The following is a 16,055-nucleotide window of genomic DNA, read 5'->3' on the forward strand; positions in this document are numbered from 1 at the left end:
TTCAGGAGCATGACCCGGTTCTTCCGTTGCGCCGCCGCCACCCGCAGCGTCCACCGCCGCGACGACTTCCTCATGATCACGGTTGATTCCCCCGACCTCACGCCGCAGCTCGTGCGGGACGCCTACGACCTGTTGCGCAACTTCGACGTCGTCATCGGGGCCACCACGGACGGCGGATGGTACGCCTTCGGGCTGCGTGAACCCGTCCACGCGACCGACCTCGACACCAACGCCGACTCGAGTGCGTTGACCTTGGCTGCACTGCGGCTCGGACTGCGTGTCGCGCTGCTGCCGACGCTCCCGGCGAGCCGGTGAAATAGGCAGTTTCGTGGGCATTCATGGGCCATGCCAGGGATGTAAACAAGCTCACCTTTAGGGCCGGAAGTTTGCCGAACACCCCCGGGGCCTGGCTACCGTCGGCCAGTCCGCTGACGCGGGCCCCGCGGTCGGCAACGCCGAATTCCTGCCGCCGACCGGGCCGGGACCTTTGACCAAAGGCAGGAAGTGGGGGACCCAAGTTCCTCGGCGTGCTGCAGCGCGCCTCGGGGTGAAGCCGGACCCGCCATAACCGCGCGGGACGGCCGGGCTACCTCGCCCGAATCCGACAGCTGACCTCACAGGCGTGGAGGTTCATCTTTCATGGCAAAGCATGTCCGCAAGCAGTCTCTGCGTGCCCTCGGCCTGTTCGTGGCGGGTGCGGCCGGAACGGCCGTCCTGCTCGGATCGGGTGGTGCGGCGCAGGCGAGGTCCAGTGTGAACTGGGACGCCGTAGCGCAGTGCGAGTCCGGCGGCAACTGGGCTATCAACACCGGTAACGGCTTCTACGGGGGCCTGCAGTTCAGCCGGAGCACGTGGAAGGCCTACGGCGGCGCGAAGTACGCCAGCACCGCCAACAAGGCCAGCCGTTCGCAGCAGATCCGCATCGCGGAGAAGGTGCTGGACGGTCAGGGCATCGGTGCGTGGCCGGTCTGCGGCAAGAAGGCCGGCTCGTCCAAGTCCTACTCCGCCAAGAACACCGGCGGATCGTCGTCCTCGGCCTCGCACAAGAAGTCGACCTCGACGCACAAGAAGGCGACCTCGCACAAGAAGTCGACGACCTCGACGCACAAGAAGTCGACGACCTCGCGGACGACGGCGCACAAGGCCACGAAGAAGGCCGCCACCTCGGTCAAGGCGACCGGGCGCAGCTACGTGGTCAAGTCGGGGGACACCCTGGCGAAGATCGCGAGCAGCAAGCACGTGAGCGGTGGCTGGCGCGGTCTGTACCAGCTCAACAGCAGTGTCGTGAGCGACCCGAACCTGATCTTCCCGGGTCAGCGTCTCGCGGTCTGAACCAGGTGAGACCGGTCCGGCCGTCCTCCCCCGTGGGGCGGCCGGACCCTCTCTCACGCAGAGCGTGGGGGAGCGGTACTCCCTCGCAGGACCAGGCGCGTGGGGACGAGGTCGGTGCCGGGCGAGCCGGGTTCGTTGCGGATCTGGCGCAGCAGGCCCTCCACGCAGCGCCTGCCGACCTCCGCGAAGTCCTGGTGGACCGTGGTCAGCGGGGGGAAGAACGCGTGGGCGTCGGGGATGTCGTCGAAGCCGACGACGCTGACGTCGCCCGGGATCGAGCGGCCCTGCTCGTGGAAGGCCCGCATCACGCCCAGCGCCATCTGGTCGTTGGCCGCGAAGATCGCGGTGCAGCCGGGATTCTGGGCGAGCACGAGCCCGGCCTGATACCCCGACTCGGCCGTCCAGTCGCCCAGTTGCGGCGGCGGGACGGTCTTTCCGGCGGCTTCGAGGGTCTCGCGCCAGGCCTGGGTGCGCCGCCCGGCCGCGAACGACTCGATCGGGCCGCTGACGTGCCAGACCGTCTCGTGGCCGAGCTCCAGCAGGTGCCGGGTGGCCTGCCGGGCGCCGTCCGCCTGATCGGTGTCGACGACCGGGTAACGCTCGCCTGCGTCCGAGTCGACGACCACGACCTGCATGTTCGGCGGCAGCTCCAGATTCGCGGCGTCGAGCAGGTGCACTTCCATGATCACGACGACGCCGTCGACGGCGAGCTCGCCGAGGCGGGTGAACGCGCCCAGCACGCCGTCCTGGGTCGGCATCGCCACGGGGATGAGCGTGATCGCGTACCCCTCCTGGGCTGCCTGGGCCAGGATGGCTTCGACCGTGCGGCTGTTGCCGGTGGTCGCCAGGGTGAACAGGATGACGCCGAGCGTGCGGAATTCCCCGCGCTTGAGGGCCCGTGCCGCGCTGTTGGGGCGGTAGCCGAGCTCCTGCATCGCGGCCAGCACCTGCTGGCGGGTCGACTCGACCACGCTGGGATGCCCGGTGGACACGCGCGACACGGTCTGTGACGAAACCCCGGCCAGGCGCGCGACGTCCGCCATCGATACGCCGCGCCGGGGCCGGCGGCGGGCAGCGTCAGCCATGATCAACAGAGCCCTGAGTCATGATCAACAAAATCCGGCACGACCTGCGACTCCTCTTGACGATCCGCTGCGGCAGTGTAACGATCACCACGATGTTTACGTTAACATCACGATATTGATTTCCGTGAAACAATGCCTGCCACTGGGCCCTTCCCGCCGACGTGGAGCATGATGTTTACGTAAACATACTTCGTGCAGAGAAGGGACGTCACGTGGCCGACATCGCTGTACCGAGACGCCGGTCCTGGACGGGCTGGCGGTTCGTCGGTCCGTTCATGGCCGTCTTCGCTCTGGTCTTCCTCGCACCGATCGTCTATTCGATCTACCTGAGCCTGTTCAAGAACCGGCTGATCGGCGGCAACTCGTTCGTCGGGCTGGACAACTACCAGCAGGCGCTCACCGACCCGAACTTCTGGTCGTCGGTCGGGCGGGTGTCGATCTTCCTGGTCGTTCAGGTCCCGATAATGCTGTTCATCGCGCTGCTGGTCGCCCTCGCGATCGACAGCGGCCGGCTCTACGGCAAGTCGTTCTTCCGGATCTCGATCTTCCTCCCCTACGCCGTGCCCGCCGTGGTGGCCACCCTGATGTGGGGCTTCATCTACGGCACGCAGTTCGGCCTGGTCGGCAACATCAACGACGCCTTCAACATCACCCTGCCGGACCCGCTCTCGCCGAGCCTGATCCTCACCTCGATCGGCAACATCGTGACCTGGGAGTTCGTGGGTTACAACATGCTGATCTTCTACTCGGCGCTGCGCACGATCCCCACGACGCTCTACGAGTCGGCGGAGATCGACGGCGCCGGTGAGCTGCGGATCATCCGGTCGATCAAGCTCCCGGCCATCCGGGGCGCGCTGGTCATCGCCACGATCTTCTCGATCATCGGCAGCTTCCAGCTCTTCAACGAGCCGAGCATCCTGCAGAACGTCGCGCCCAACGCGATCACGACCTACTTCACCCCGAACCTGTACGCGTACTCGCTGTCGTTCTCGGGCCAGCAGTACAACTACTCCGCCACCGTCGCCATCGTCATGGGCGTGATCACCATGGTCATCGCCTACGTCGTGCAGCTGCGCGGCACCAAGGAGAGCTGAGCGCCATGACGACCATGGTCACCGCGCCCGAGCGCACCGGCACCCACAAGTCGCCGCTCACCCCCCGCAAGCCGCGTAACCGCAAGAGCGTGGTCCTCACGCTGGTCACCGGCATCGCGCTGATCTACAGCCTGATCCCGCTGGTCTGGCTGCTGATCAACTCGACCAAGACCCAGGACGGGCTGGCGAGCTCGTTCGGCCTGTGGTTCGACGACGGGCACTTCGCGCTCTGGGACAACATCCGCGAGACGCTCACGTACAACGACGGCATCTTCGTCCGCTGGCTGGGCAACACGCTGTTCTACGTGATCGTCGGCGCCGGCGGCGCGACCTTCCTCGCCGTGCTGGCGGGTTACGGCCTGGCGAAGTTCGACTTCCCCGGCAAGAAGGGCGTCTTCGCCATCGTCATCGGCGCGGTCGCCGTCCCCGGCACCGCGCTGGCTGTGCCCACGTTCCTCATGTTCAGCAAGATGGGCCTGACGAACACGCCGTGGGCCGTCATCATCCCGTCATTGATCACCCCGTTCGGCCTCTACCTCATGTGGACCTTCACGGAGCAGGCGATCCCTACGGAGATCATCGAGGCGGCGCGGGTCGACGGGGCCGGCGAGTTCCGCATCTTCTTCCGCCTCGCCGTGCCGCTGCTCGCCCCGGGCATCGTCACCGTCCTGCTCTTCAGCATGGTCGCGACCTGGAACAACTACTTCCTGCCGCTGATCATGCTCAAGGACCCCGACTGGTACCCGCTCACCGTCGGGCTGAACGCCTGGAACGCGCAGGCCCAGACCGCCGGCGGGGACGTCGTGTTCAACCTCGTCATCACCGGATCGATGCTCACGATCCTCCCGCTGCTGGCCGCGTTCCTGCTGCTGCAGCGTTACTGGCAGTCCGGCCTTGCCGCCGGCAGCGTTAAGGAATAAGGAGATCACGCATGACCACTTTCACCCGGCGGCGTCTGCTCGGCCTGGCCGCGCTCGCTACCGCCACCACCCTCACCCTCGCCGCGTGCGGCGGCGGTGACGACGACTCCTCGTCGGGCACGTCAGGCACGACCGTTTCCGACGCCGACGTGACCGCCGCGCTGCAGAAGGGCGGCAACCTGACCGTCTGGGCGTGGGAGCCGACCCTCAAGCAGGTCGTCGCGAATTTCCAGAAGACCTACCCGAACGTGAAGATCAACCTGGTGAACGCCGGCACCGGCAACGACCAGTACACGGCTCTGCAGAACGCGTTCGCGGCCGGCTCGGGCATCCCGGACGTCGCGCAGATCGAGTACTACGCGCTGCCGCAGTTCGCGCTCGGTAAGTCGATCACCGATCTGAACCAGATGGGCGCCTCGTCGCTCAAGGCCGACTTCAGCCCGGGCCCGTGGGCGTCGGTCCAGTCCGGCAGTGGCACATTCGGGCTCCCGATGGACTCGGGCCCCATGGCGATGTTCTACAACAAGGACGTCTTCGACAAGTACAAGATCACGGTCCCGACCACGTGGACCGAGTTCCTCGACGCCGCTCGCAAGCTGCACGCCGCGGACCCGAAGGCGTACATCGCCAACGACACCGGCGACGCGGGCTTCGTCACCAGCCTCATCTGGCAGGCCGGCGGCAAGCCGTACCAGGTCGACGGCACCAACGTCACGATCAACCTGAACGACGCCGGCTCGCAGGAGTTCGTCAAGGTCTGGCAGGCGCTGATCAGCGAGAAGCTGCTCGCGCCGATCAGCTCCTGGAGCGACCAGTGGTACCAGGGCCTCGGCAACGGGTCCATCGCCACCCTGAACACCGGCGCGTGGATGCCCGCCAACTTCACCTCCGGCGCCCCCGCGGGCTCCGGTAAGTGGCGCGTCGCGGCCCTGCCGCAGTGGACCGCCGGTGGCACCGCCTCCGCCGAGAACGGTGGCAGCTCGCTCGCCATCCCGGAGAAGTCCTCCAACAAGGCACTCGCGTACGGCTTCCTGAAGTACGCCAACGACGGCGACGGCGTGCAGACCCGCGTCGACAACGGCGCGTTCCCGGCCACCGTCAAGCAGCTCGACTCCGCGGCGTTCCTCAACACCGAGTTCAAGTACTTCGGCGGCCAGAAGGCCAACGAGATCTTCGCCGCTTCCTCGAAGAACGTGACGCCCGGCTGGTCGTACCTGCCCTTCCAGGTGTACGCGAACAGCATCTTCAACGACAGCGTCGGCAAGGCGTACGTCTCCTCGACGCCGCTGGCCGATGGCCTCAAGGCGTGGCAGGACCAGTCCGCGGCGTACGGCAAGGAGCAGGGGTTCACGGTCAAGTGACAACTCGCTGGCTTCGCCCGACCCAGCCGGGGCAGCAGCCCCGGCTGGAGTACGGCGCCGACTACAACCCCGAGCAGTGGCCGCGGGAGGTCTGGGACGAGGACGTGCGCGCCATGCGTGCGGCCGGCGTCACGATCGTCTCGCTCGCCATCTTCTCGTGGGCACGCCTCGAGCCGACCGAGGGTGAGTACGACTTCGGCTGGCTCGACGAGATCCTGGATCTGCTGCACGCCGGGGGCATCTCGGTCGACCTCGCGACCGCGACGGCCTCGCCGCCGCCGTGGCTGACCACGAAGCACCCGGAGATCCTCCCGGTAGACCAGCAGGGCCGCACGATCTGGCCGGGCGGGCGTCAGCAGTGGCGCCCCACCTCGCCGATCTTCCGCGAGCACGCCCTGCGCCTGGTCCGCGTGATGGCGCAGCGTTATGGAAGCCACCCGGCGCTGACCGCGTGGCACGTCTCCAACGAGCTGGGCTGTCACAACATCTACGACTACTCCGACGACGCCGCGGCGGCGTTCCGGTCGTGGTTGCAGGAGAAGTACGGCACTCTCGACGCGCTCAACGCGGCGTGGGGCACCTCGTTCTGGTCGCAGCACTACAGCGACTGGGCGCAGATCCTCCCGCCGAGGCTGGCGGCGACCCACCCGAACCCGACCCAGCAGCTCGACTTCAAGCGGTTCTCGTCCGAGGCCCTGCGTGTGTACCTGCGCGCCGAGCGGGACGTGCTGCACGAGCTGACGCCGGGCATCCCGGTCACCACCAACTTCATGATCATGGGCGAGCAGAAGCCGATGGACTACGCCGCGTGGGCGGCCGACGTCGACTTCGTCTCGAACGACCACTACCGCCTGCCGGGTGCGCAGTCGCTGGACGACCTGTCGTTCTCGGCGAACCTCACCGGCGGGGTGGCGGGCGGCAAGCCGTGGTTCCTCATGGAGCACTCGACCAGCGCGGTCAACTGGCAGCCGATCAACGTCCCGAAGAAGCCGGGCGAGCTGGCGCGTGACTCGCTCACGCACGTCGCGCACGGTGCCGACGCGGTCTGCTTCTTCCAGTGGCGCCAGTCGAAGGCCGGAGCCGAGAAGTACCACTCGGCGATGGTCCCGCACGCCGGCGAGGACAGCACGCTGTTCCGCGACGTCGTGGCGCTGGGGGACACCCTGCGCAAGCTCGCCCCGATCTCGGGGACCGAGCGCACGCCGTCACGGGCCGCGATCGTCTTCGACTGGGACTCGTGGTGGGCCAGCGAGCAGGATTCGCACCCGACCGATCGGCTGCGGTACAAGCAGGAGGCCCTCGACTGGTACACGGCGTTCCTCGACCTCGGCGTCCGCGCCGACGTCGTGCCGTCGCACGCCGAGCTCGCCGGTTACGACATGGTCGTGGCGCCGATCCTGCACGTGGTGCCGCAGGCGCTGCGGGAACGCCTCGAGTCCTACGTGAACGCCGGGGGACACCTCGTCACCACGTACTTCTCGGGGGTCGTCGACGAGAACGACCACATCTGGCTCGGTGGCTACCCGGGTGCGCTGCGTGACCTGCTCGGCATCCGGATAGAGGAGTTCGAGCCGTTGCTGGACGGCGACAGCGCCGCGCTCGACAACGGCACCATCGGCACGGTCTGGACCGATCGCGTCGAGGTCACCGCTGCGGGGGTGGAGGTGCTCGCCGGCTACAAGGACGGCGGTGCGGCCATCACGCGGCGCAGCGTGGGGACGGGCTCGGCGGCGTACGTGTCGACCCGGCTCGGTCCGGAAGGTCTCGTCCCGGTCCTGGGTGACCTGTTGCAGCGGGCCGGGATCGTCAGTGAACTGCCGGAGGAACTGCGCGGGCGGGTCGAGCTCGCGGTGCGCGGCGACTACTGGTTCGTGGTGAACCGGACCGCCGAGCCGGTCGAGCTGACCGGTCTCGACGGCGAGGTGCTGCACGGCTCGGGCACGCTGCTCGAGGCACGCGGCGTCACGGTGCTCAAGAAGGTCTAGACGCCGACGGGATCGCGGCCTCCGAGAGGGGGCCGCGGTCCACGAAGCTGACGCTGAGGTTCGGCGTCCAGTCGTCGGCGACCTCGACGATCACCGTGCGGTTGCCCGGATCCCAGAGCACCGCGCCGGACTCGTCGTTGCGCATCGTGTAGCGCTCGCGACCCTTGTCGTCCTTCTTGCCGATCGCGGAGAAGGAGAACAGGGTCGCTTTGGTCGGCTTGCACTCCGCCGGGACGAGGAACGCAGAGCCCTCCGGATCGTTGCGCACCCCGAGGCACGTCTCCGGCCCGGCGACGCCCTCGCGCAGGGTGCGGACCAGATAATCGACGCCGACCGGCTCCAGCAGGAACAACGACTTGTTCCCGGTGCCGTCGGCGGCCCGCACCCTCGGGTCCTGCACGTCGAGGGCAAGGTCACGGTCGATCTCGTCGACGTGCAGCAGCGTGAGGTTGCGCCCGGCGAGGATCTCGGCGTGCGGGTCCACCGACGGCGTGGGCCGCACGACCGGAGCGTCAGCCGTCCGCTCGGACCCGGCATTCGAGCGGTCCATGCCGATGCGGGCGCCGAACATCCCGGCCAGCACCGCCACGATCACCGCGACGGGGAGCAGGAACCGCTGTCGTTTCCTCGGCTGCGGCGTGACCGTCGTGGCCTCCTGCGCCAGGGCCGCGACGCCCGCCTCCCCGGTGCCACCGGCCAGCAGCAGATCGAGCAGCTGACGTGCGGTGGGCCGGTCCTTGGGCTCCTTGGCCAGCGCGCGGGCCACCAGGGCCCGCAGCGGCTCGGGCAGGCCGCTCAGCTCGGGCGGCTGGGTCAGGATGCGCATCGCGGTCGCCGCCGCCGAGTCCGCCGCGAACGGGGTGCGGCCGGTCGCCGCGTAGGCCACCACGGCACCCCACGCGAAGATGTCCGCCGCCGGACCGACCTGACGCCCACCGGCGTCGTCGAACCGTTCCGGTGCCATATAAGCGACAGTGCCAACCATCTGATCGGTACGCGTGTGAGCGCTCGTCGCCTCGAAAGCGCGCGCGATCCCGAAGTCGATGACCTTGATGCCACCCATCGCGATGAGCACGTTGCCGGGCTTGAGATCACGATGGATCACGCCCGCGCCGTGGATCGCGGTCAGCGCCGTCGCTATGCCGACCGCCGCACCGTGCAGCGCGGAGCCGGTCAGCGGTCCCTTGTCGGCGATCACGGCCTGCAGGCTCGGCCCCTCGACGTACTCCACCACGAGATAGGGCGGGTCGTGGTCGGGGTCGGCGTCGAGCACCTCGGCGGTGGAGAACGGCGGCACCTGTTTGGCCCGGCTGACCTCGCTGCGGAACCGCCCCCGGAACTCCTGCTCGTCGGCGAACTCCGGCCGGACCATCTTGATGGCCACCCGCCGGCCCGCGTCGTCGCTGCCCAGATAGACGGTGCCCATGCCGCCCTGCCCGAGACGGCCCAGCAGCTCGTAGCGCCCGAGCCGGGTCTGTTCGCCCGGCCGCAGCGGCATGGTCATGATCGGTGGTCCTCCCCGTGGATCGTTCGACGTCACCCTAATGGGCGACACCAAAAAAACTTTTGCGACGCGAGCAACCTTTCCGGTGCCGTGGACCACTGAGTGGTTGTTCGCCCGCGGAGGGGCGGCTCCGGACCTCACCGCCCCTCCGCGCGCGAGCGTTGTGCCCTTGTCCCCGTCGAGAAGGCTCCACATGGTGCGCAAGCGATACGTCATCCCGATCGCCGTCGGTGCCGCGGCCGGCGTCGCTGTCGCCGTGGGCGTCATGCAGGCCGACGCCGCTGTCAGCACCTCGTCTTCACGGTCCGTCGCCGCGTCATCGTCACCGTCGCCGTCCGCGACCTCCGCCCCGGTGAAGGGCGTCGAGAACTGCGCGGCGGGCGGGGAGATCACGGCCGGGAAGTACTGGCTGAACAACAACCAGTGGGGCAAGGACACCGGCACGGGTACGCAGTGCGTGACCAGGTCCTCGCTCGACGGTGACACCCTCGCGTGGAGCACCACCTGGGACTGGACGGGTCAGCAGAATTCGGTCAAGTCCTACGCCAGCGCGGTCCTCGGCTGGCACTGGGGCTGGAAAGCCGGCAACACGGGCCTGCCCGTCCGTCTCTCCGACCGCGAACCGGTTAACGCCGACTGGGACTTCACAGTGAAGCAGGACACCCCGAACACCATGAACGTCGCGTACGACCTGTGGCTGCACGACGTCGCCGAGCCGGACTGGCAGGACCAGCCCACCGACGAGATCATGGTGTGGCTCTACCACTCCGGCGGCGCGGGCCCGGTCGGCACCAGGCAGGCGACCGTGACGATCGGCGGGACCAGCTGGGACCTCTACCGCGGGAACATCGGGTGGAACGTGTACTCGTTCGTGCGTACCGACAATGCCGAAGGCTCGGACCTGGACCTGCGCGACTTCACCGACGACCTGACTGCCAGGGCGTGGCTGCCCGCGACGAAGTATCTTTCCAGCGTGCAGGCCGGCACGGAGATCTTCACCGGCTCGGGAACGCTGGACACCGATTCCTACTCAGTGCGGATCGGCTGACATACTCCGGCTGCCCCGGTCCCCAAGATCTGCCCCTGCCGGGGCAGCCGGCCCCCCGCTGAACCTCCCGAGGAAGGACCACGTGACCGATCTCGACGCCGAGCGTGCCTTCCGCCGCTTCTTCGACCAGCACCACGCGGACCTGTCCCGGCTCGCGTACCTCGTGACCGGTGACTCCGGGATCGCCGACGACCTCGCCGCCGACGCGTTCACCGAGGTGTGGCGGCACTGGGCGCGCGTGCAGGCGGCGGACAGCCCCCTCGCGTACGCCCGGGGCATCGTCACCAACCTGGCCCGGCAGTGGATCAAACGCCAGACCCGGGAACGCCACGGCATGCTGCGGCTCGGCCTGCTGCGCCGCGATCGCGCCGAGCCGGACACCCCGGCGATCATGGATGTACGCGCGGCGCTGGCCCGCCTCCCGGTCCGCCGCCGCGAATGCGTGATCCTGCGGTACGCGTTCGACGTCCCCGAACGTGAGGTCGCCGAGATCCTCGGCATCTCGATCGGCGCGGTGAAGAGCCAGACGTCGCGGGGCGCCGCCCAGCTGAGCACGTTCCTGCAGGAGATCCCGATGAGCATCGGAGGAGGCCTCAATGCGTGACCACGACGAACGAGCTCTCCGGTCCCTGCTGCACCAGGAAGCGGAGCGGCACCGCCCGGACCGCGACGCCATGTTCGACCGGATCATCCAGAACCGCGCCGAGCCTGCCCGCCGCCCGGCCCTGATCCGGCTGCGCCCCCTCGCGTCGGCGTTCGGTGTCGTGGCCGTCCTGGTCGGTGGCGTCGCCGGCGTCCGCCTCGCGTCGAGCGACGACAACGGCACGGACCAGGTCGCCGCGCCCACCGCGTCGGTCTTCACCCCGTCGGCCCCGGCCCGGCCGTCGCCCTCCCCGTCGGCGTCGCCGTCCGGTTCACCCTCGACGTCCTCCCACAAGCCGCAGGTCTCGACGTCGAGCGGCGTGTCCCACCGCGCCACGACCAAGGACGGCTACCTGTCGTCGCAGTCGCTGCTCGACCCGGGCTCGAACCCCAACTGGACCCAGAACAACGTCGTCCTGACGACCACCAGGACGATCACCGAGCTCGACGTGACCATCACGGTGGCGAAGACCGACAAGGTGGAGCACACGGGCCGCTGGACGTCGATCCCCGAGAACATGATGACCATCACGGTGACCCAGCAGGCCGACAAGGACACCTACCGCTTCGTCCTGCTCCCCGGCGGCGAGATCGCGCCGGGGTCGTACACGTTCGCCGCCCAGTACAACCACCCCGCGGCGAAGCACACGCTGACCGGGGACAAGTACGTCGTCACGGCCCGGGCCTCGAAGACGGAAGCCAAGGTCACGGGCGGGTTCAAATAGCCTTCGCCAGCGCGTCCAGGGTCACGCCGACGATGGCGCGCAGCTGGGCGGCGCTCGCCCCGGTGCGGCTCATGACGGCGAGGGACTGGTTGACGGCCGCGACGTGGACTGCGTACACATCGGCTGTCTGATCGGGCATTGTCTTGAAAGCGGCCCGCAGCCGCGTCTGCTGGAGTGTGATGGTCTCCCGGGCCCGCTCGGCCACGGCCGGACTGAGTGACGGGATCGCCATCGCGGTCTGGGCCGCCAGGCACCCGTCGGGCAGCCCCGGGTCGGCGATGCGTGCCAGGGTGACCTCGAAGAACGCCCGCGCGGCCGCGACAGGCTGATCACCGCCACCGGACAGCGCGGCATCGAAGCGCTCGCCGTAACGGGTGACGTAGCGATCGAGGCACCGCAGGAACAGCGCATCCTTCCCGCCGAACGACGAGTAGAGCGAGCTCCGGTTGAGCCCGGTCACCCGCGACAGATCGTCCACCGACGTGTCGGCATACCCCGCCCGCCAGAACTGGATCATGGCGGCCTCGAGTGCCGTGTCGACGTCGAACTGCTTCCTGCCTGCCATGACCCTGATCATATTATCTTGAACTGTTTGGTTCAAGATGGCTTACGCTGCCTCCCATGACTGCTCTCACCCACCACCGGTCCACCCTCCACGCCGTCGAAAGCGGCGCCCCGGGCAGTCCGGCGATCGTGCTGCTCGCGGGCTCCCCCAGACCTGGCAGGCCTGGCGCAAGGTGATGCCCACCCTGGCCGGGCGGTTCCACGTCATCGCCGTCGACCTGCCCGGCCAAGGCGACTCCGGGCGGCCCCCGGGCAGCTACGACACGCACACGGCCGCCGCTTCGGTCCATGCCGCCGTGCAGTCGCTCGGTGTCTCGTCCTACTGGCTGGCCGGCCACGACATCGGCGCGTGGGTCGCGTTCTCCCAAGCCCTGCAGTTCGAGGATCAGATCCGCGGCGTCGCCCTGCTCGACGCCGGCATCCCAGGCATCACCTTGCCCGACTCGATCCCGACGGACCCGGCCCGCGCGTGGAAGACCTGGCATTTCGCGTTCCACCTCGTGCCCGACCTGCCGGAGGTCCTGCTCACCGGCCGCGAACGCGAATACGTCGCGTGGTTCCTGAAGACCAAGTCCCTCGCCGCAGACGCCTTCAGTGACCAGGAAATCGACCTGTACGCCGCATCCCTCGCCGCCGAGGGCGGCCTCCACGCCGCCCTGGCCTACTACCGCGACGCCGCCGAGTCCGCGCGCAAGAACCACGAGGCCCTCGCCCGCAAGCTGCTCACGCTCCCGGTCCTGGGCATCTCCAGCAGCCACGGCTCCATCCCCGACATGGCCGCCTCCCTCAAACCCTGGGCCCCCACCGTCACCGGCATCACCATCGCCGACGCCGGCCACTTCATCCCCGACGAGCAACCCGCCGTGGTCGCCGCCGCCCTGACCGACTTCTGCCGGCTTGCATAACTGCACGGCGCGATCGACGCGCTGCTCGCTCTCGGGCGGGAGCGGCGGATCCCGGTGGTGATCGATGAGTTCCCCTACCTGGTGGCTGCCAACGCGCAGCTTCCGTCGATCATCCAGAACGCGTTCGCACCGTTGCGCGCCGAGCGTGACTCCAGCCGTGCCTGTCTGCTGCTCTGTGGTTCGGCCATGTCGTTCATGGGGCGGCTGCTCAGCGGCAATGCGCCGCTGCGTGGCCGGGCCGGGCTGGAGCTGGTCGTGCCCACCCTCGACCGTCAGCTCGCCGCGGAGTTCTGGGGTGTGGACGACCCGGCCACCGCGTTGAAGATCAACGCGATCGCCGCCGGGAACGCGAACCGTGGCGGCATCGCGTCCTACCTGGGCCGTAAATCCGGCGACCTGGCCCACCCGCTGACCGTCCTCGAGGGCTGCGGTCTCATCGCCCGCGAACCCGACGTGTTCAAGGACAACCGGACCAGCTTCCGGATCGCGGAACCGCTGGTGACGTTCTACCACGCGGTCATGCGGCCATCTGGTCCGACCTCGAACACACCCGGGACGCGACCCGGCTGTGGCAGCGCAGCCGCCGGCGTTTCGTCGGCAACGTGCTCGGCCCGCACTTCGAGCATCTGTGCCGCCGCTGGACCCGGCACATGGCACCACCGGAACTGCTCGGCGACTACCCGAACCGCGTCGGCAGCGGCACGGTCAACGACGCGAGCAACAAGACGTCGAACGAGCCGGATGTCCGGGCATCGTGCTGGTCGGCGCCGCCGATCTCTGCCGGCGGGCGTCTCAGTAGGCGAAGTGCAGGGTGCGCATGCGGTTCATCACCGTGACCGCTGTGTCGGCGGGGAGGGTCTCCGGCGTGAATTCGGTGCTGGGGAGGATGTCGTCGAGGGCTGCCCGGAGGCTGGGGGAGTTGGCGTCGAGCAGGCCCATGGTCCAGTCGGGGAAGCTTCGCTGGGGGATGTCCTGGACGGCGACCAGTGCCACGTGGTCGTGACGGGCGTCCTGGGAGATGGCGGCGAAGGTTTCGGTGACCTGTTCGCGGTCGCCTTCCAGGCATTGCATGAAGCAGTCGCGGTTGAAGAGCAGGACGCCGGTGAGGTCCTGGCGTGCGTTGTTGGCCCGGGCCTGGTCGCGGATGCCGAAGATCGCTTCGGGGCGCAGGTCCGTGTTCTTCCTGCTGCAGTAGATCAGCTGCGTCAGGCTCATTCCCCGACGGTAATACGTGGTTCAGGCGGGCAGTGGGGTTTCGCAGTTGTAGCAGTAGTAGTCGTCGTCCTTCACCACGGTGAGCTCGCCACAGGTGGCGCAGTGACGGAAGATGAACTCGGTGGTGAAGTGGCCGGGGGAACCCGCGGGAGGTCCGCGGGTCCCACGTAGGTGTAGGCGAGCACGGTCAGACCGTAGTGCAGGCCGTCGCGTTGACGGTGAAGGCCGTGGGGGCGGGGTTGGTGCCCGACCAGGAGGCGTTGAAGCCGAGGGAGACCGTGCCGCCCGGGGCGACCGCGCCGTTCCAGGAGGCGTTGGTCAGTGTGGCCTGGGGGCCGGGCTGGACCAGGACGGAGTTCCAGGACTGGGTGATCGTCTGGCCGGCGGTGTAGGCGAAGGCGAGTTGCCAGCCGGACCAGGCGGTGGTGCCGGTGTTGGTGAGGGTGACGGTGCCCGTGAAGCCGGTGTTCCATTGGCTGGACACCGAGTAGGCAGCCTTGCAGGGCGCGGCCGGGGCCACGCCGCCCAGGGCTTCGGCGACCGCCTGGTAGGCCGGTTTGGGCTGGTAGTTCTCGTCCCAGAGCAGGGCCGCGCCCTGGCCGGGGAAGACGTCGGGGATCCAGGAATACTTGTCCGTGACGCCCCAGGTGGTCACGCCCTGGCAGCGGGTCACGGCCAGGCAGGCCGTCACCACCGAGCGGTAGTCGGCTGCCTGCTGGGCGAGTTTGGCCGCGTCCGACGGGGTGGCCATGCGGATGTCGAGTTCGGTGATGCGCACGTCGACGCCGAGGTCGGCGAAGCGCTGGAGGTTGGCCTTCAGGTCGCCGGGGACCTGGCCGAGGATCAGATGGGCCTGAAAACCTACACAATCGATGGGTACGCCCTGAGCTTTGAAATCGCGTACCAGGTTGTAGACAGCGGTACTTTTCGCGCCGATGTTCTCGATGTTGTAGTCGTTGATGCACAGTTTCGCGCCGGGGTCCGCCGCGCGGGCGGCCTGGAACGCCTCGGCGATGTAGCCGTCGCCGAGCTTGTCCTGGAACGGCGTCGACCTTCTGACCCCGCCGCTGTCGGAGAACGCCTCGTTGACCACGTCCCACGACGACACCTGACCCTTGAAGTGGGTGGCGACGGTGGTGATGTGGTTGAGCATGGCGGCGCGCAGTGCGGTCGCGTCGAGGGCGGAGACCCAGGACGGGAGCTGGTTGTGCCATACGAGGGTGTGACCGTAGAGCTCCTTGCCGGTGCTCTGCGCGTACGTGGCCACGGCGTCGCCGTCGGTCCAGCGGAACTGGTTCTGCGTGGGCTCGGTGGCGTCCCATTTCATGGCGTTCTCGGGGACGACGAGATTGAACTCGTTGTCCACGATGGTCTTGTAGGCGGTCTCGCTGAGCCGGGCGGGGGCGAGCGCGACGCCGATGTCGATGCCCCTGGCCGTGGCGAGGGAGGCGAGCGTCGGGGCCTGTAAAGGCGACAGGCTGAGGACGGCCGCGAGGACCGTGGCTAGAAAGGGCATGGGGGACTCCTCCATCGCGAAGAAGCGCTCCCACGACGGTGGCTGTCTCTATGGGTACTCACCTCTGCCGCCGCTGTCAACATAGGCGCCAATCGATTTGTTTGTTTCGTTCTCTTGACAAGCAGATGAACGACGCCGACATTCATGGGAGCGCTTCCA

At 68.3% G+C, this 16,055-nt stretch carries 15 protein-coding genes and 1 riboswitch; of the genes, 10 read left to right on the plus strand and 5 right to left on the minus strand.

The window, feature by feature from the left end:
• The first annotated feature begins 9 nt into the window (after nucleotides 1–9).
• A complete protein-coding gene (locus tag Ahu01nite_RS09675; RefSeq protein ID WP_203836109.1) occupies nucleotides 10–315 on the plus strand; it encodes a DUF2064 domain-containing protein in 306 nt (101 codons plus the stop codon).
• A 129-nt stretch (nucleotides 316–444) separates the two neighbouring features.
• A riboswitch (cyclic di-AMP (ydaO/yuaA leader) is annotated at nucleotides 445–638 on the plus strand.
• A 1-nt stretch (nucleotide 639) separates the two neighbouring features.
• A complete protein-coding gene (locus Ahu01nite_RS09680; protein WP_203836110.1) occupies nucleotides 640–1,332 on the plus strand; it encodes a LysM peptidoglycan-binding domain-containing protein in 693 nt (230 codons plus the stop codon).
• Between the two features lie 53 nt (nucleotides 1,333–1,385).
• On the opposite strand, the gene Ahu01nite_RS09685 is transcribed toward Ahu01nite_RS09680, so the two are convergent.
• A complete protein-coding gene (locus tag Ahu01nite_RS09685) occupies nucleotides 1,386–2,417 on the minus strand; it encodes a LacI family DNA-binding transcriptional regulator (protein WP_239158742.1) in 1,032 nt (343 codons plus the stop codon).
• Nucleotides 2,418–2,629: 212 nt separating this feature from the next.
• Between Ahu01nite_RS09685 and Ahu01nite_RS09690 the strand changes: the two genes are divergently transcribed.
• From Ahu01nite_RS09690 to Ahu01nite_RS09705, 4 genes are read left to right on the plus strand one after another with little or no spacing between them, the layout of a single operon-like run.
• The gene (locus Ahu01nite_RS09690) at nucleotides 2,630–3,511 is read left to right on the plus strand and encodes a carbohydrate ABC transporter permease (RefSeq protein ID WP_203836111.1); all 882 of its coding nucleotides are present in this window, start codon (nucleotides 2,630–2,632) and stop codon (nucleotides 3,509–3,511) included.
• Between the two features lie 5 nt (nucleotides 3,512–3,516).
• Entirely contained in the window at nucleotides 3,517–4,431 is a 915-nt protein-coding gene (locus Ahu01nite_RS09695) for a carbohydrate ABC transporter permease (protein ID WP_203836112.1), read from the plus strand.
• A gap of 11 nt (nucleotides 4,432–4,442) precedes the next feature.
• Complete coding sequence (locus tag Ahu01nite_RS09700; protein ID WP_203836113.1) at nucleotides 4,443–5,792, plus strand: ABC transporter substrate-binding protein; 1,350 nt, start codon at nucleotides 4,443–4,445, stop codon at nucleotides 5,790–5,792.
• Nucleotides 5,789–7,777, plus strand: coding sequence for a beta-galactosidase (locus tag Ahu01nite_RS09705; protein ID WP_203836114.1), 1,989 nt, complete (start codon nucleotides 5,789–5,791; stop codon nucleotides 7,775–7,777). Before Ahu01nite_RS09700 ends, Ahu01nite_RS09705 begins: the two co-directional genes overlap by 4 nt.
• Here the strand turns inward: Ahu01nite_RS09705 and Ahu01nite_RS09710 are convergent.
• On the minus strand, nucleotides 7,764–9,281 hold the full coding sequence (locus Ahu01nite_RS09710; protein ID WP_203836115.1) for a serine/threonine-protein kinase: 1,518 nt from the start codon (nucleotides 9,279–9,281) through the stop codon (nucleotides 7,764–7,766). The genes Ahu01nite_RS09705 and Ahu01nite_RS09710 overlap by 14 nt on opposite strands.
• A gap of 193 nt (nucleotides 9,282–9,474) precedes the next feature.
• Between Ahu01nite_RS09710 and Ahu01nite_RS09715 the strand changes: the two genes are divergently transcribed.
• The 3 genes from Ahu01nite_RS09715 (at nucleotide 9,475) to Ahu01nite_RS09725 (ending at nucleotide 11,696) form a co-directional block, all read left to right on the plus strand.
• Nucleotides 9,475–10,329, plus strand: a complete 855-nt coding sequence (locus tag Ahu01nite_RS09715) for a GH12 family glycosyl hydrolase domain-containing protein (RefSeq protein WP_239158743.1) — start codon at nucleotides 9,475–9,477, stop codon at nucleotides 10,327–10,329.
• Between the two features lie 82 nt (nucleotides 10,330–10,411).
• Nucleotides 10,412–10,933 (plus strand): SigE family RNA polymerase sigma factor, encoded by a 522-nt coding sequence (locus Ahu01nite_RS09720; protein WP_203836117.1) that lies wholly within the window; start codon nucleotides 10,412–10,414, stop codon nucleotides 10,931–10,933.
• Nucleotides 10,926–11,696 carry a hypothetical protein gene (locus Ahu01nite_RS09725; protein WP_203836118.1) on the plus strand — a complete coding sequence of 257 codons (771 nt, stop codon included), beginning with the start codon at nucleotides 10,926–10,928 and terminating at the stop codon, nucleotides 11,694–11,696. The genes Ahu01nite_RS09720 and Ahu01nite_RS09725 overlap by 8 nt, the downstream gene beginning before the upstream one ends.
• Here the strand turns inward: Ahu01nite_RS09725 and Ahu01nite_RS09730 are convergent.
• Nucleotides 11,689–12,261 carry a TetR/AcrR family transcriptional regulator gene (locus Ahu01nite_RS09730; protein ID WP_203836119.1) on the minus strand — a complete coding sequence of 191 codons (573 nt, stop codon included), beginning with the start codon at nucleotides 12,259–12,261 and terminating at the stop codon, nucleotides 11,689–11,691. The two genes, Ahu01nite_RS09725 and Ahu01nite_RS09730, sit on opposite strands and share 8 nt — an antisense overlap.
• A 37-nt stretch (nucleotides 12,262–12,298) precedes the next feature.
• On the opposite strand from Ahu01nite_RS09730, the gene Ahu01nite_RS09735 reads away from it, so the two are divergent.
• Nucleotides 12,299–13,165: an alpha/beta fold hydrolase gene (locus Ahu01nite_RS09735; protein ID WP_275411723.1), complete on the plus strand. Its 867-nt coding sequence runs from the start codon at nucleotides 12,299–12,301 to the stop codon at nucleotides 13,163–13,165.
• 792 nt (nucleotides 13,166–13,957) lie between these two features.
• Here Ahu01nite_RS09735 and Ahu01nite_RS09740 read toward each other — a convergent pair.
• Complete coding sequence (locus tag Ahu01nite_RS09740) at nucleotides 13,958–14,380, minus strand: BLUF domain-containing protein (protein WP_203836121.1); 423 nt, start codon at nucleotides 14,378–14,380, stop codon at nucleotides 13,958–13,960.
• A gap of 187 nt (nucleotides 14,381–14,567) precedes the next feature.
• Entirely contained in the window at nucleotides 14,568–15,896 is a 1,329-nt protein-coding gene (locus Ahu01nite_RS09745) for a glycoside hydrolase family 10 protein (RefSeq protein ID WP_239158744.1), read from the minus strand.
• Between the last annotated feature and the right edge of the window lie 159 nt (nucleotides 15,897–16,055).

The sequence above is a fragment of the Winogradskya humida genome (assembly GCF_016862215.1).
Lineage (GTDB): Bacteria > Actinomycetota > Actinomycetes > Mycobacteriales > Micromonosporaceae > Actinoplanes > Actinoplanes humidus.